Origin of the sequence: Brevundimonas sp. (genome assembly GCF_035627475.1) — a bacterium.
GTDB lineage: Bacteria > Pseudomonadota > Alphaproteobacteria > Caulobacterales > Caulobacteraceae > Brevundimonas.
In genome coordinates this window covers 2,501-16,675 of sequence record NZ_DASPLR010000004.1, presented here as the reverse complement: position 1 = coordinate 16,675, position 14,175 = coordinate 2,501, and the positions used below count along the sequence as shown (strand labels likewise).

The 14,175-nt window shown below is 70.6% G+C and carries 15 protein-coding genes; 9 read left to right on the top strand and 6 right to left on the bottom strand.

Features of this window, described 5'->3' with window-relative positions; genetic code table 11:
• The first annotated feature begins 23 nt into the window (after positions 1–23).
• The 3 genes from VEA62_RS00915 (at position 24) to VEA62_RS00905 (ending at position 1,689) form a co-directional block, all read left to right on the top strand.
• On the top strand, positions 24–224 hold the full coding sequence (locus VEA62_RS00915) for a DUF2093 domain-containing protein (RefSeq protein ID WP_324817190.1): 201 nt from the start codon (positions 24–26) through the stop codon (positions 222–224).
• Positions 221–1,048: a M23 family metallopeptidase gene (locus VEA62_RS00910; RefSeq protein ID WP_324817187.1), complete on the top strand. Its 828-nt coding sequence runs from the start codon at positions 221–223 to the stop codon at positions 1,046–1,048. Before VEA62_RS00915 ends, VEA62_RS00910 begins: the two co-directional genes overlap by 4 nt.
• A 113-nt stretch (positions 1,049–1,161) precedes the next feature.
• Entirely contained in the window at positions 1,162–1,689 is a 528-nt protein-coding gene (locus tag VEA62_RS00905; protein ID WP_324817185.1) for a response regulator, read from the top strand.
• Here the strand turns inward: VEA62_RS00905 and VEA62_RS00900 are convergent.
• On the bottom strand, positions 1,686–2,555 hold the full coding sequence (locus VEA62_RS00900; RefSeq protein ID WP_324817183.1) for a lipid A biosynthesis acyltransferase: 870 nt from the start codon (positions 2,553–2,555) through the stop codon (positions 1,686–1,688). The two genes, VEA62_RS00905 and VEA62_RS00900, sit on opposite strands and share 4 nt — an antisense overlap.
• An 85-nt stretch (positions 2,556–2,640) precedes the next feature.
• Complete coding sequence (locus tag VEA62_RS00895; RefSeq protein WP_324817181.1) at positions 2,641–3,411, bottom strand: SDR family oxidoreductase; 771 nt, start codon at positions 3,409–3,411, stop codon at positions 2,641–2,643.
• Positions 3,412–3,518: 107 nt separating this feature from the next.
• On the opposite strand from VEA62_RS00895, the gene VEA62_RS00890 reads away from it, so the two are divergent.
• Together VEA62_RS00890 and VEA62_RS00885 are read left to right on the top strand one after the other, a co-directional pair.
• Complete coding sequence (locus VEA62_RS00890; protein ID WP_324817179.1) at positions 3,519–4,787, top strand: EAL domain-containing protein; 1,269 nt, start codon at positions 3,519–3,521, stop codon at positions 4,785–4,787.
• A 151-nt stretch (positions 4,788–4,938) separates the two neighbouring features.
• Positions 4,939–5,115, top strand: coding sequence for a hypothetical protein (locus VEA62_RS00885; RefSeq protein WP_324817177.1), 177 nt, complete (start codon positions 4,939–4,941; stop codon positions 5,113–5,115).
• A 226-nt stretch (positions 5,116–5,341) separates the two neighbouring features.
• Here the strand turns inward: VEA62_RS00885 and VEA62_RS00880 are convergent, their stop codons facing one another.
• Both VEA62_RS00880 and VEA62_RS00875 read right to left on the bottom strand, forming a co-directional pair.
• On the bottom strand, positions 5,342–5,608 hold the full coding sequence (locus VEA62_RS00880) for a hypothetical protein (RefSeq protein ID WP_324817173.1): 267 nt from the start codon (positions 5,606–5,608) through the stop codon (positions 5,342–5,344).
• A 50-nt stretch (positions 5,609–5,658) separates the two neighbouring features.
• A complete protein-coding gene (locus VEA62_RS00875) occupies positions 5,659–6,003 on the bottom strand; it encodes a glycine zipper 2TM domain-containing protein (RefSeq protein WP_324817170.1) in 345 nt (114 codons plus the stop codon).
• 573 nt (positions 6,004–6,576) lie between these two features.
• Here VEA62_RS00875 and VEA62_RS00870 point away from each other — a divergent pair.
• The 4 genes from VEA62_RS00870 (at position 6,577) to ileS (ending at position 11,993) form a co-directional block, all read left to right on the top strand.
• On the top strand, positions 6,577–7,446 hold the full coding sequence (locus tag VEA62_RS00870) for a TIGR01459 family HAD-type hydrolase (protein ID WP_324817168.1): 870 nt from the start codon (positions 6,577–6,579) through the stop codon (positions 7,444–7,446).
• Positions 7,447–7,530: 84 nt separating this feature from the next.
• Positions 7,531–7,989: a MaoC family dehydratase gene (locus tag VEA62_RS00865; protein ID WP_414641768.1), complete on the top strand. Its 459-nt coding sequence runs from the start codon at positions 7,531–7,533 to the stop codon at positions 7,987–7,989.
• 1 nt (position 7,990) lies between these two features.
• Positions 7,991–8,926 (top strand): bifunctional riboflavin kinase/FAD synthetase, encoded by a 936-nt coding sequence (locus VEA62_RS00860; RefSeq protein ID WP_324817165.1) that lies wholly within the window; start codon positions 7,991–7,993, stop codon positions 8,924–8,926.
• A gap of 151 nt (positions 8,927–9,077) precedes the next feature.
• Positions 9,078–11,993: an isoleucine--tRNA ligase gene (ileS, locus tag VEA62_RS00855; protein WP_324817163.1), complete on the top strand. Its 2,916-nt coding sequence runs from the start codon at positions 9,078–9,080 to the stop codon at positions 11,991–11,993.
• A 34-nt stretch (positions 11,994–12,027) separates the two neighbouring features.
• On the opposite strand, the gene VEA62_RS00850 is transcribed toward ileS, so the two are convergent.
• Positions 12,028–13,695, bottom strand: a complete 1,668-nt coding sequence (locus tag VEA62_RS00850; RefSeq protein ID WP_324817160.1) for a M56 family metallopeptidase — start codon at positions 13,693–13,695, stop codon at positions 12,028–12,030.
• Entirely contained in the window at positions 13,692–14,066 is a 375-nt protein-coding gene (locus VEA62_RS00845) for a BlaI/MecI/CopY family transcriptional regulator (RefSeq protein WP_324817157.1), read from the bottom strand. Before VEA62_RS00845 ends, VEA62_RS00850 begins: the two co-directional genes overlap by 4 nt.
• Between the last annotated feature and the right edge of the window lie 109 nt (positions 14,067–14,175).

The following is a 14,175-nucleotide window of genomic DNA, read 5'->3' as shown; positions in this document are numbered from 1 at the left end:
CGCCGCCGGGCTAGCCTCGCCCCATGACCGAGCCTGACGCCGAACCCGCCACCGTCCACTTCGCCGATGGCGAGTTCGCCGTGCTCAAGCGCGGCCGTTTCGTGACCTGCGCCGTCAGCGGCAAGCCGATCCCGCTGGAAATCCTCCGCTACTGGTCGGCCGGGCGTCAGGAAGCCTACGCCGGCCCCCAGGAGGCGCTGCAGCGGATGACCACCGCCCGATGACCCCCGACCGCCGCACCCTCCTCGCCGGAGCCGCGGCGCTGGCGGCCGGCCCCGCCCTGGCTCTGCAGACCGAGGGCCTCGCCCTGACCGGCCGCTTCGTCCAGGGCGGCCACGCCCTCGGCCGCACCTGGCCCCGGGCCCTGGTCTTCGTCGACGGCGAGGCCCTGACGGCGGCCTCCGCCGGCGGCGCCTTCTTCATCGGCTTCGACCGCGACGCCCCCGCCAGCGTCGAGATCGAGGTCCGCGCCGACGGCCGCTCGGCCCGCCGCATGCTCCAGATCGCCGCGGGCGACTTCCCGAGCACCCGCATCGACGGCCTGCCCCCCGCCACGGTCGAGCCCTCCGACCCCGCCCTGCTGGCCCGCATCGCCCGCGAGGTCGAGATCAAGACCGAGGGCTTCGCCAGCCGCCTCGACGCCGATCATTTCCGCGACGGCTTCGTCTGGCCGCTGGAGGCCTTTCGCGTCACCAGCCGCTGGGGCGCCCAGCGGATCCTGAACGGCACGCCCGCCCGGCCGCACTACGGCATAGACCTCGCCGCGCCGGCGGGAACCGTGATCCGCGCCCCCGCCGCCGGCCGGGTCACCCTCGCCGAGCCCGACCTGCATTTCGAGGGCGGCCTGGTGCTGATCGATCATGGCCAGGGTCTGATCACCGCCTATCTGCACCAGTCGCGTCTCGACGTCCGGGCGGGGCAGGACGTGCGGCGGGGCGATTCGGTCGGGCGGGTCGGCATGACCGGCCGCGCCACCGGTCCGCACCTGTGCTGGCGCATGAAATGGCGCAACCGGAACATGGACCCCTCCCTCCTGGTCACAACCTGACGAAGAGTAAGCGGTTACCCTCTTTCCTGATCAGCGGTCAGTCATGGACGGGCAAGCAATCGGGTCCTAGGTTCCGCATCCGCGCGCCGCCCGGCGCTTGTTGGCCGACCGTCATGACTTCCCTCGCCGCGATCCAGGTCCTGCTCATCGACGACAATCCGCACATGCTGACCATCGCGTCGGCGGTGCTGAAGTCCGCCGGCATCAAGAAGGTGCTGGAGGCGCGGGACGGGGCGACCGGACTGCAGATGCTGCGCGAACACGCCGTCGACCTGGTCATCGTCGATTACAACATGTTCCCGCTGGACGGCGTCGAATTCACCCGCCTGGTCCGCAACAGTCCCGACAGCGCCAATCCCTACCTGCCGATCATCATGATGACCGGCCACTCGGGCAAACAGCGGGTCTACGCCGCCCGCGACGCCGGCGTCACCGAATTCCTCGTCAAGCCGATCACCGCCAAGGCCGTGCTCGACCGCATCCAGTCGGTGATCTGGAAGCCCCGGCCCTTCGTCAGGACAGACGGCTATTTCGGTCCCGACCGCCGCCGCGTCGCCCAGCCGGGCTATCGCGGCCCGTTCCGCCGCGCCGTGGACCAGGCCGCCAATGTCGAGGACGTCCCGGACGCCGCGGCCCTCTAGGGCTCGTCCGCCTTCAGCGCCGCATAGACCCGGTCGGGCCAGCGCTTGTGGACCCAGAACCAGTCGACCGGGTTCTCCCGCACCCGCGCCTCGACGAAGCTCGTGATGGCCTGCACCCCGCGCGCGATGTCGGCCTGCCGGTCGCCGGTCTTCTCCAGCGTGATCGGCTCGTAGAGGGTCACGCGGAACCGCACCCCCGGCAGCCGCACCACCGACATCGGCTGCAGCACCGTGCCGAAGCGCAGCGCCAGCCGGCTCGGCCCCGGCGCCGCATTGACCGGCTGGCCGAAGAACATGACCTCCGGCCCCTCCGAGAATTTCTGGTCGTTCATCAGCGCCACGGACTCGCCGCGCGCCATGCCCTCCAGCAGTTCGCGCGCGCCCTCGCCGCCCTTCGGCGCGAACAGCCTGACGCCGTAGCGCGCCCGCGCTGCGATGATCTGGGCGTCGACATAGGGGTTGTTGGCCGCGCGATAGGTGATCTGGCACGGCACGCCCGCCCCGACGATGGTCGCCGCCAGAGTCTCGATATTGGCGAAATGGCCGCCGACGAAGACCACCGGCCGCCCGGAGTCCCGGATCGCCTCCAGCCGCTCGCGCCCGACCACCTCGATGCGGTTCTCGGCCACCAGCCGGTCCATCACCGCCGTCTCGGCGAAGGCGCGGCCGGTCTGCTCCCACTGCGCCAGCGCCAACGCCTCGCGCTCCGCCTCCGTCATCTCCGGAAAGGCGATGCGCAGATTGCGCATAACCGTCCTCTGCGTCCCCGTCCTCGGCCCCAGGGTGCGCAGCAGCCAGCCGCCCAGCCCCGACGCCCGCTCCACGCCCAGCAGCCGCATGAAGCCGACGAAGGCGGCGAAGCCCACGCCCTCCAGCCGCCAGATCAGATCCTGTCTGACGCTCGGCCCGCTACCGCCCTTCGGGCTACTTGAGCGCGGGTCGGTATGGGTCTCACCAGGCAATGGTGATCCCGCCGTCCACCACCAGCGTCTGGCCGGTCATGTAGCTGGACGCCTTCGAGGCGAGATAGACCGCCGCCCCGGCGATCTCGTCCGGCTGGCCGATGCGCTTCAGCGGCGCGGGGTCCGTCACCTGCTTCAGCAGATCCGGGTTCTCCCACAGGTATTTGGCGAAGTCGGTCTGCACCAGGCCCGGCGCTATGGTGTTGACCCGCACGTTCGACGGCCCCCACTCCACCGCCAGGTTGCGCGCCAGCTGCATGTCCGCCGCCTTGGAGATGTTGTAGGCCCCGATCAGGGCGTTGCCCCTCAGGCCCCCGATCGACGAGACGATGATCACCGATCCCGCCTTCCGCTCCAGCATCTGCGGCGCGACCATCTGGATCAGCCAGTGGTTCGAGACCACGTTGTTCTGCAGGATCTTGCCGAACTGATCGTCCGAAATCCCGGCCATCGGCCCCGCATAGGGATTGGTCGCCGCATTGCAGACCAGGATGTCGATCCGCCCGAAGGCGCCGTTGGTCTCGTCGACCAGCCGCTGCAGCTCCTCCTTCGAGGCGATGTTGGCCGGGACCGCGATGGCGCGGCCCTCCCCGTGCCTTGCATTGATGGCGCTGGCCACCTCGTCGCACGGGCCGGGCTTGCGCGACGAGATCACCACCCTGGCCCCGTGCTCGGCCAGCCGTTCGGCGATGGCCTTGCCGATTCCGCGCGAAGAGCCTGTGACGACCGCGACCTGGCCGGTCAGATCGAACAATTCCATCGTTAACCTCGAAGCTTGGGGAGAATCCGTGCACCAACCCTAGGCGAACTGCCGTGATACCCCGATACTCGGGCGATTCCATCCGGGAAGGCGGAACAACCGTTTCCATGCGCGCCCTGACTCAAGGCTTCCTCTTCTTCGGCTACCTGTTCCTGTCGCTGACGGTGGGCGCCTTCGTGTGGCGCGCGGGTCTCGGGGCCGGCGCGGGCGCGGCCGCCGGCATCGCCAGTCTGGGCCTGCTCGCCGCCATCCACACCCTGATCTCCGGCAAGGCCGAGCGCGCCTCGCTGAAAAAGGAGATCGACCAGGTCCGCGACGCCCACCGCCTGCTCGCCGACGCCATGGAGTCGACCCAGGGGGCCCTGACCGAGCTGGCCCAGGCCATCGAGAGCGGCGCACTGTCCTCGACCGAACAGCTGTCCGGCGAGGTCCGCATGCTGGAATCCCTGATCCAGCAGATGAGCGAGTCGATCGACCAGCGCATCTCCCAGCCGGCCGCGGCCAACCCCTTCGAGGCCCGCCACCAGCAGCAGTCCAACGCCCTGCTCCAGACCATCCACGAGGCCCTCGCCGAGAACCGCGTCGACCTCTATCTCCAGCCGATCGTCTCCCTGCCCCAGCGCCGGACCATCTTCTACGAGAGCTTCACCCGCCTGCGCGCCGCCGACGACCGGGTGATGATGCCGGCCGAATACCTTTCGGTCGCCGAGGGCGAGGGCCTGGTCCCGGCCATCGACAACCTGCTGCTGTTCCGCTGCGCCCAGATCGTCCGCCGCCTCGCCCGTCAGGACCGCAAGGTCGGCGTCTTCTGCAACGTCGCCCTGTCCTCGCTCGGCGACGAGACCTTCTTCCCGCAGTTCCTCGACTTCCTCAGCGAGAACCGCGACCTCAACCAGGCCCTGATCTTCGAACTCGGCCAGGCGGTCTTCGACGCCCGCGGCGCCGTCGAGGCCCGCAACATGGCCAAGCTGGCCGACCTCGGCTTCCGCTTCTCGATCGACAAGGTCCAGACCCTCGACCTCGACTTCGCCGACCTCCAGCGTTCCGACGTCAAGTTCATGAAGGTCGCCGCCGACCTGCTGATCGAGACCCTGCTCGACACCGACGCGGCTTCCGCCCTGCCCAGCCTGCGCGACATCTCGGCCGCCGACTTCGCCGGCCTGACCCGCCGCTACGGCATCGAGCTGATCGCCGAGAAATGCGAGACCGAGCGCCAGATCGTCGACATCCTCGAGCTCGACATCTCCGTCGGCCAGGGCCACCTGTTCGGCGAGCCCCGCGCCATCAAGGAAGCCGTCCTCGCCGAGACTGACCCCCCGGCCGACTTCATCCGCTCCACCCTGCGCAGCGCCGACCACCGCCGCCGGTTCGGCTAGGGATCGGCTCCCGACTCGTCCGCCGGTTACGCCGGATGCGGGGCTGAATCTCGACCTGCCTGAACCTGCGCCCGGACCCCATTGGCTCCCGATACGTTGACTCATCCGCAACCGCCCGGCCGCTCCGCCGTCGGGCGCCGGAGGAGAACCGATGGCCGACATGGAAGCCCAGGTCGCGGAGGCGCTGCGCACCGAACTGGAGCGTCAGGCCGAGGCCACGAAGACCCTGATCGTCACCCCGACCGGGGATCGCCTGACCGTCAATGGCATCGTCGACCTCGAGGCCCTGGCGATGGCCGCCGTCGGCGCCGTGGCCGGCGGGCCCTGACCTCTTCCCCGGCCGTGCCGGGGAGCCCTCACTGCGGCGAGGCCAGCCGGTGCGCCCCGCACAGGTCGCAGAACTCGGCGCCCTCGCGGCGACGGTCGGGCCGCCAGCGGTGGCGTTTGCATCTCAGCCGTTTGACGAGCTTCCGGATCCAGCGCAACTCGCGTCCCCCCCTCCGGCGGTCTGTCGGCCGGAAGGCCCTGACTGCCACGGCCGGGTAAACGAGTCGCTACCCCGAATAGCCGCCCGATTGCTCGGCCCGGGGCTCGGGCTGCTGGCCGGCGGCGGCGTCGGCCGCGGCGGGCGCCTCGCCGGGGGCCGCGGCCGTGGCTCCCGCGGCCGCCTCGTCGGCGGCGGTTTCGCTGAGGTCCGGCGTCGCCGGCATGGCCTCGGCCGTGGCCTCATTCTCCGGCTCGGGCGCCGACTGGGGATTGCCGCAGGCGGCGAGGCCGGCCGCCACGGCGGCGGCGGCGAGCAGGGTTGTCGATCGTCTCATGGTTTCCTCCGGTCCGGCCCGACCAACCGCCGGGCGCCCGGTCCGTTCCCTCACCAGCGCCGGTCGCCGTCGCGCCAGTAGATGCGCTCGCGGCCATAGCGATAGTCGCGGTTGTAGCCGCCGAAGCCGTAGCCGCAGGGGTCGTCCTCCTCGGTCAGTTCGCGCCCGATCAGATAGCCGGCCGCGGCGCCGATGGCCGCGCCGGTCTCGCGGTCCTCGCTCCCGGCCACGGCCGCGCCTATGGCGCCGCCCAGCACCGCGCCGGCCGCCATGGCCCGGTTCCGGTTCTCGGCATAGTCCCGCTCGCAGGCCGAGGCGTAGTTGTCGGTGGTGGCGCAACCGGCCATCACAAGGCCGCAGGCGCCGAGCGCCGACATGGTCAACAGGCTTCGCATCGCGTCTCTCCCTCTGACCCCGACCCGGAGAGAACACCCGGCGAGGCGGCGGCGTTCCGCCGGTCGGACCAGCCGGGCTCGCATCACCTCCCCATCGGCGTCGCGGATGGGGAGGACAGAGCGCGAAGCGATCAGCAGGGGGCGGCGCAGGTCCCCTTTCCTTTCGACGGGAAAGGGGGCGCGGCGGCCGATTGCTGCGCTGCAAATCCCGCCTCTGTCTCCACAATCCTGACAGCCAACCCGCTGTTTCCCCTACACATCGCTTCCCCGCCAGCGTCACGAACCCGCCTGAGGAGTGAACGGGCCCATACTGCTCCTTTGCGTCCGCCGGTCTTTGACAATTCAATCCCCCCGACCGCCGTTGCAGGCGTGTCCCTTCAGATGGCGACTCTGCCGACTCCGCCCCCCCGTTGTTCCAGTTTTCGTCCGGGTAAGACCCGGGCCGGGGCATGCCCGTCAGACGCTGCCGACTCTGCCGACTCCGCCACCGCGCATTTTTGATTTTCATCCGGGTAAAATCCAGGGGCGGCCGCCACCCTTCACCCCCAACCCCGAACCGGCTATCAGCCCTGGATGACCCTCCCCCACGCCCTCTCAGGCCTCGGCGATATCGCCGGCGACTACGACATCCTGCTTTGCGACGTCTGGGGCGTGATTCACAACGGCCGCGAGAGCTGGCCGGAAGCCTGCGCCGCCCTGACGCGCTTCAACCGGCAGGGCGGCCATGTCGTCCTGATCTCCAACTCGCCGCGGCCCTCGTCCGACGTCGTGGCCCAGCTCGACCGTCTGGGCGTGCCGCGCGACAGCTGGAAGGCCTTCGTCACCTCCGGCGACGCCACCCGCGCCGAACTGGCCCGGCGCGCGCCCGGTCCCGCCTGGATCATCGGCCCCGACCGCGACTGGCCGCTGTATGAGGGCCTCGGCCTCGCGACCGCCCGGGGCGCCGCCGACGCCGCCTTCATTTCGGTCACCGGCCCGGTCGACGACGAGACCGAGACGCCCGAGGACTACCGCGACCGCCTCGCCGCCGGCGTCGCCCGCGATCTCGAACTGATCTGCGCCAACCCCGACCGGGTGGTGCAGCGCGGCGACCGGCTGATCTATTGCGGCGGCTCGCTCGCCGACCTCTACGAAAGCCTCGGCGGCCGGGTCGTCATGGCCGGCAAGCCCTGGGGCCCGATCTACGAACTGGCGATCGACGAGGGCGAAAAACTGCTCGGCGGCCCCGTCAACCGCGCCCGCGTCCTGTGCATCGGCGACGGCGTGGTCACCGACGTGCTCGGGGCCAACCGCCAGGCGCTGGACTGCCTGTTCATCGCCCAGGGCATCCACGGCGACGCCGCCCGTGGCGCCGACGGCCGCCTCGATCCGGCCCGCGCGGGCGCCCTGCTGCAGGCGGAAACCACCTGGGCCCGCTACGCCATGCTCGATCTGGCGTGGTGACCACCGCCATTTTTGCTTCAGATCGCTCCGACCTGAATCCAAAAAATGGCCCACCCGGAGGCAAATCAGGCTAAGGCCCCGGGCATGGAACTGGTCACGACACATCCCTCGGGCGGCTACATCCTCGAGGAGCTCCACCCCGGCATGGCCGCCGAGAAGGTCATCCAGGTCTCTGACGAGCGCATCCGCCTGTTCGCCGAGGCCTCGGACGACTTCAACCCGGTCCACCTCGACGACGCCTTCGCCTCGAAGACCGCCTATCGCGGCCGTATCGCCCACGGCCTGCTTTCGGCCTCCTTCGGTTCGGCCGTGGTCGGCACCATCCTGCCTGGCGCCGGGGCCATCTACATTTCCCAGACCCTCGGCTTCCACCTGCCGGTGCGCCCGGGCGACGACGTGGTCGTCCGCATCAGCGTCATCTCCGTCGACCAGGAGAGCGCCCGGGTCGAGCTGAACTGCGAGGGCTTCGTCGACGGCAAGCTGATCATGGACGGCGTCGCCGTGGTCCGGGTGCCCCGCCGCCGGCGCCCCGCGAAGGACTGACTTGGTCGAGGTCGTCACCGACTGGCGCGGCCTGCCCGACCGGCTCACCGGCGCCGCCGTCGCCATCGGCGCGTTCGATGGCGTCCACCGCGGGCACCAGGCGGTCATCGCCACGGCGCGCGAGGCCGCCCGCTCGCTGGGCGCGCCGCTGGGCGTCGTCAGCTTCGACCCTCACCCCCGCCGCTGGTTCCAGCCCGACGCCGCCCCCTTCCGCCTGATGAGCCCGGCCCAGATGGTCCGGGCGCTGGGCCCCCTTGGCGTCGACCGCCTCTACCTCCTGCCCTTCGATGCCGACATGGCGGCGATGTCCGACGAGGATTTCGCCCGCGAGGTTCTGGCCCGGGGCCTGCGGATCCGCCACGCCGCCGTCGGTTTCGACTTCACCTACGGCAAGGGCCGCACCGGTTCCCCCGAAGGCCTGCGCCGCCAGGGCGAGACGCTCGGCTTCGGCGTCGCCGTCTGCGACCGCGTCGACGACCCAGACGGGCTGAAACTGTCCTCCTCCGCCGTCCGCGAGGCGCTCAAGGCGGGAGACATGACGCGCGCCGCCGCCATCCTCGGCCGCCCCTTCGCCATCGAGGGCGAGGTCGTCCACGGCGACAAGCGCGGCCGCACCATCGGCGTGCCCACCGCCAATGTCCGCCTCGGCGACTACATGCGCCCCGCCTTCGGCATCTATGCGACGCGCACCCGCCTGCCCGACGGCCGCGTCCTCGACGGCGTCGCCAGCCTCGGCGTCCGCCCGATGTACGCCCTCGACGAGCCGCTGCTTGAGGTCTGGCTGTTCGATTTCGACGGCGACCTCTACGGCCAGACCGTCGAGACCGACCTGATCGCCTTCCTGCGCGGTGAGGAGACCTTCGCCGACCTCGACGCCCTCAAGCGCCAGATCGACGCCGACGCCGCGGCCGCCCGCGCCGCGCTGGCGCCGGGCTGAACCGCCTGCTAGACCGCATCCACCATGACCGTCCGCGTGTTTCGCCCGATTTCGATTAGCCGCCCGGCGTAGCGCCGCAGGGGCTCTCCCCGCGCTCGCCGGGTTCTTCTCGACCTTCACGCGAACGATCACACACGACGAGACAGACTTCATGGCTGACGCCAGCGACACGCCTTCCGGACGCGACTATCGCGAGACCGTCTTCCTGCCGGAGACGCCCTTCCCCATGCGCGGCGGCCTGCCCCAGAAAGAGCCGGCCATCCTCGAACAGTGGGGCGACCTCTACGCCGCCCTGCGCAAACAGCGTCAGGCCGAGGGCGCGCCTCTCTACGTCCTCCACGACGGCCCGCCCTACGCCAACGGCGACATCCACATCGGCCACGCCCTGAACAAGACGCTGAAGGATTTCGTCGTCCGCAGCCGCTTCCTGCTCGGCCACGACGTCGACTACGTCCCCGGCTGGGACTGCCACGGCCTGCCGATCGAGTGGAAGATCGAGGAGCGCTACCGCAGCCAGGGCAAGCGCAAGGACGAGGTCTCCAAGGCCGAGTTCCGCCAGGCCTGCCGCGAATACGCCGCCGGCTGGATCGACGTGCAGCGCGACCAGTTCAAACGCCTCGGCATCCTCGGCGACTGGGACAATCGCTACGCTACAATGGACTTCTCCACTGAGGCCGCCATCGTCGCCGAGTTCCACAGGTTCAAGAACTCGGGCCAGCTCTACCGCGGCTCCAAGCCGGTCATGTGGTCGCCGGTCGAACGCACCGCCCTCGCCGACGCCGAGATCGAATACCACGACCACGTCAGCCCGACCGTCTGGGTCAAATTCCCCGTCGTCGCCGCGACCGACGACCATCCCGACGACCTGCTGGCCTTCCGCCACGCCAACCCGTCCGTGGTGATCTGGACCACCACGCCCTGGACGATCCCGGCCAACCGCGCCATCAGCTATGGCCCCGAGATCGCCTACGGCCTCTACGAGGTCACCGCCATGGAGAGCGGGCTGGAGTTCGAACCGTGGGCCAGGCCGGGCGACCGGCTGATCCTCGCCGACAAGCTGGCCGAAGATGTCTTCAAGGCCGCGAAGATCGCAGCCTGGACCCGCATCGACGACCTGAACCCGTCAGGCCTCGAATGCGCCCATCCGCTGGCGGCCCTGTCGTCCGGCTACGGCTTCTCCGTGCCCCTGCTCGCCGGCGACCACGTCACCGACGACGCCGGCACCGGCTTCGTCCACACCGCCCCCGGCCACGGCGCCGACGACTTCGAGGTCTGGAAGGCCCACGGCCATCACGAGGTGCCCGACACCGTCGATCCCGATGGCGCTTACTACGAGCATGTGCCCCTGTTCGGCGGCCTCAAGGTGCTGGAAACGGAGGGCAAGAAGACCGGCAAATTCGGCCCTGCCAACGGCGCGGTGATGGAGAAGCTGATCGAGGCGGGCAATCTGCTGGCCCGCGGCCGGCTGGAACATTCCTACCCCCACAGCTGGCGCTCCAAGGCCCCCGTCATCTTCCGCAACACGCCGCAGTGGTTCATCAAGATGGACGCGCCGCTGGATGACGACGGCACCCTGCGCGAGCGGGCGCTGCAGGCCATCGACGCCACCGCCTTCCACCCGGCCGCCGGCAAGAACCGCATCCGCACCATGGTCGAGAGCCGGCCCGACTGGCTGATCAGCCGCCAGCGCGCCTGGGGCACGCCGCTCGCCATGTTCGTCGACAAGGAAACCGGCCAGCCGCTGCACGACCCAGAGGTCGACGCCCGCATCCTCGCCGCCATCCGCGAGGGCGGCGCCGATGCCTGGTTCGACCGGCCCGACGCCGACTTCCTCGGCGCCCACGACCCGCAGCGCTACGAGAAGATCCAGGACATCCTCGATGTCTGGTTCGACTCCGGCTGCACCCACGCCTTCACCCTCGAGCCCCGCGACCCGGCGCACGGCTACACCGGCGACCGGCCGTCGCACTGGCCCGCCGACCTCTATCTCGAGGGCTCGGACCAGCACCGCGGCTGGTTCCAGTCAAACCTGCTCGAAGGCTCCGGCACCCGCGGCCGCGCCCCCTACGACGCCGTCCTCACCCATGGGTTCACCCAGGACGAGAACGGGGAAAAGATGTCCAAGTCGAAGGGCAACACGACCGACCCCGCCGTCGTGATCAAGGAATCGGGCGCTGACATCCTCCGCCTCTGGGTGGCCCTGGTCGACTACGCCGAGGACCAGCGGATCGGAAAGCAGATCCTGCAGACGACGGTCGACGCCTATCGCAAGCTGCGCAACACCGTCCGCTACCTGCTCGGCGCCCTGGCCGGCTTCGACGAGGCCGAGCGCCTGCCGCTGGACCAGATGCCGCCGCTGGAGCGGTTCGTCCTGCACCGTCTGTGGGAACTGGACGGCGCTGTTCGCGCCGCCTACCGCGACTATCGCTTCCAGGACGTCGTCCGCCCGGTGCTGGAGTTCTGCTCCAACGACCTGTCGGCCCTCTATTTCGACATCCGCAAAGACAGCCTCTACTGCGACCGGCCTGACGCAATTCGCCGCCGCGCCGCTCGCACGGTCATGCATGAGGTCTTCATGCGCCTGACCGCCTGGCTGGCGCCCCTCACCCCCTTCACCATGGAAGAGGCCTGGACGACGCGGTTCCCCGAGGGAGGCTCCAACTGCGCCCGGGTGATCCCGGAGACGCCGGACGCCTGGCGCGATCCGGCGGAGGCCGATCGCTGGGCCGGCGTCCAGACCGTGCTGGAGATCGTCAACGAAGCCCTCGAAGGCGCCCGCCGCGACAAGATCATCGGCGGCGCCCTCGACGCCTGGCCCGTGGTCACCGGCCCGGCCGGCGCCTTCGCCCCGTTCGACGGCCTCGACGCCGCCGAGGTGTTCCGCACCTCGGGCGCCGAACTGGTGACGGGGGGCGACGCCGTGGTGGTCGACGTCAGGCTCGCGGAACATCCGAAATGCGCCCGCTCATGGCGACGTGTGCCGGACGTTGGCTCGGACCCGGATTATCCCGACCTCAGCGCCCGCGACGCCGACGCCGTCCGGGCCTGGGACGCGGCCAGGGCATAGGAAAAGGCCCCGCCGAAGCGGGGCCTGATCGGCTTCAGATGCGGTCTGCGGCCTGCTCTCGCAGTTCCTGCGCCTGCCGCTCCAGCTCGGCCGCCTGCTCCGGCAGGCGGCGGGACAGGGCGACCAGTTCGGCGTCGGTGACGGTGGAGCCACGCGCCCGGTTCTCCTCGATCTGCCGGGCCCGGTAGACAGGATCGCGCAGGCGGGCAGCCTCCTCGCGCATCTCCTGGGCCCCCCGATCCATCTCATCTGCGCCATTGCGCATCTCGACGCGGGCCCGGGCCATGGCGTGCCGGGCCTCCTCCCGGGCGGCGCCGGCGTGCGCCCGGGCCTCGGCTGCGGCGGCGCGCGCCTCGGTGGTCGCGGCCCGCGCCTGTTCCATGGCCGCTGCGTGGTGGACGCGAGCCTCGGCGCGCACGCGGGCGGCTTCGGCCCGGGCAGCCCGCGCCTGTTCCCGCGCCTCGGCTGCCTGACCGCGCGCATCCGCCGCCTCCCTCATCGTCTGCTCATAGGCTCGGCGGGTCTCCGGATCCATCTCCTCCACCGAGCGGTAGACGCGGGTCTGGCCTCCATCGGTGATGGTGATGCGCGATCCGTCCTGATGCCGCGGCGGTGCAGGCGGTGCAGGCGGCGCAGGGGGCGCCGGGGGCGCCGGCATGGCCAGCAGCGAAGGCAGGGCCGGCGGCGCGGGCGGAGCGGGGACCGCGGCCGGGGCTTGCGGGGGCGCTGGCGGAGCCGGCGGACGCTGGGTGATCTCCAGCGCGGCGATCGGCGTGGCGATGGCCACCAGGGCTCCGATGGCCAGGGCCATGGCCATGGGACGGGGGCGGGCGGTGCGGGAACTGTTCATGATGCGGGTGATCCTTCTGGTCAGGGATTTGGCCTCTCCCGCCATGCCAGTGGCGGCGGGCTGTCGGAAATCGGCGGCGAGGCCGACGAGGGCGCGGGCATAGGTCCGGCGATCCACGGCGGTGAGCGCAGCGGCGTCGGCGGCGTCTTCGGTCCGATTCACCAGTGTGGCGTGCAGCAGCCAGACCAGCGGATTGAACCAGAAGAGGGCGAGAGCGAAGCGGGACAGGGCAAGGAACAGCCAGTCGCGACGGCAGATGTGCGCGAGTTCGTGCGCGAGGACGGCGCCGGCGTTCTCTGGGCGGGCCAGGCATGACTCGCCGATGAGCACGACCCCCGGCGGCAGGCCCCAGCTGAGCGGCGCCCCGACCTCTGGAGACGTCAGCAGTCGCGGCGGGCGACCGCCCCCGAACCGGCCGAGAGGAGCGGTCCAGGCCGGATCGGTGACCGGCGCGGCCGACCGGGTCCAGCGCCGCAGGGTCAGGATCCCCACGGCGAAGCGTCCGAACACGACCAGCGCGCCGAGAAACCAGACGCCGCCCGCGATCTGCATCGGCGACGGCCAGGGGATCGACCCATGGAGCGACAGCCCCTCAACCGGCGTGACGGAGCCCTCCCAGACGACAGGCGGCAGGCCGGTCGGCTCGACAGGGTTCGCCGGCAGCAGGGCGACTTCCAGGCCGGGCGCCAGCGCCATGACCAGCGGCAGGCCGAGCAGCATGCAGACTGCGGCGCGCAGGATGTCGACGCGATCCGTCGGGAGGCGAGCCCCAAGCAATGCCGACAACAGCAGGCCCGCGCCGGCGATTGCGCTGGATTTGCCAAGGAGTTCGAGCAGCAGTGCGGCGATCATGAACCGCGCTCCCGGGCCTCGTCGATGGCCCGCTCCAGCGCCTCGAGCTCCTCCGGCCTGAGCCGTTGGGTCAACCCCAGCAGCGCGGTGGCGGCCATGGCGGCCGAACCGGCGAAGAAGGTGTCCACGGTCCGGCGCAGGGCGCTCGCCGCGATGGTCTCGGGCCGCGGCAGCGGACGGTAGACGAAGCCATCCTCGTCGGCGGTCCGTCCGACCAGGCCCTTGGCCTCAAGCCGGGCCAGCAGGGTCCGGACGGCCGAGTCGCTCAGATCGCCGGTCATGGCCACGCGAACGGCGCTGGTCGTGCCCTTCTCCAGGCGACAGAGGGTTTCGAAGACCTCTCTCTCGCGACGCGGCAGGGACTCGATCATTCCGGGCTCCGGCAAAGAGTGGCGCTACATGCGTAGCGCTACATTTGTAGCGGATAAAGTCGGGATTGTGGCGGCCGGATGAACTCGCGGTAAGGCGGATTGCCCGGTG

What these genes read in the sequence shown, in the direction of transcription:
- VEA62_RS00915 (WP_324817190.1), top strand. Translation starts at nt 24, where the DNA reads ATGACCGAGCCTGACGCCGAACCCGCCACCGTCCACTTCGCCGATGGC.
- VEA62_RS00910 (WP_324817187.1), top strand. Translation starts at nt 221, where the DNA reads ATGACCCCCGACCGCCGCACCCTCCTCGCCGGAGCCGCGGCGCTGGCG.
- VEA62_RS00905 (WP_324817185.1), top strand. Translation starts at nt 1,162, where the DNA reads ATGACTTCCCTCGCCGCGATCCAGGTCCTGCTCATCGACGACAATCCG.
- VEA62_RS00895 (WP_324817181.1), bottom strand. Translation starts at nt 3,411, where the DNA reads ATGGAATTGTTCGATCTGACCGGCCAGGTCGCGGTCGTCACAGGCTCT.
- VEA62_RS00890 (WP_324817179.1), top strand. Translation starts at nt 3,519, where the DNA reads ATGCGCGCCCTGACTCAAGGCTTCCTCTTCTTCGGCTACCTGTTCCTG.
- VEA62_RS00885 (WP_324817177.1), top strand. Translation starts at nt 4,939, where the DNA reads ATGGCCGACATGGAAGCCCAGGTCGCGGAGGCGCTGCGCACCGAACTG.
- VEA62_RS00880 (WP_324817173.1), bottom strand. Translation starts at nt 5,608, where the DNA reads ATGAGACGATCGACAACCCTGCTCGCCGCCGCCGCCGTGGCGGCCGGC.
- VEA62_RS00875 (WP_324817170.1), bottom strand. Translation starts at nt 6,003, where the DNA reads ATGCGAAGCCTGTTGACCATGTCGGCGCTCGGCGCCTGCGGCCTTGTG.
- VEA62_RS00870 (WP_324817168.1), top strand. Translation starts at nt 6,577, where the DNA reads ATGACCCTCCCCCACGCCCTCTCAGGCCTCGGCGATATCGCCGGCGAC.
- VEA62_RS00865 (WP_414641768.1), top strand. Translation starts at nt 7,531, where the DNA reads ATGGAACTGGTCACGACACATCCCTCGGGCGGCTACATCCTCGAGGAG.
- ileS (WP_324817163.1), top strand. Translation starts at nt 9,078, where the DNA reads ATGGCTGACGCCAGCGACACGCCTTCCGGACGCGACTATCGCGAGACC.
- VEA62_RS00850 (WP_324817160.1), bottom strand. Translation starts at nt 13,695, where the DNA reads ATGATCGCCGCACTGCTGCTCGAACTCCTTGGCAAATCCAGCGCAATC.
- VEA62_RS00845 (WP_324817157.1), bottom strand. Translation starts at nt 14,066, where the DNA reads ATGATCGAGTCCCTGCCGCGTCGCGAGAGAGAGGTCTTCGAAACCCTC.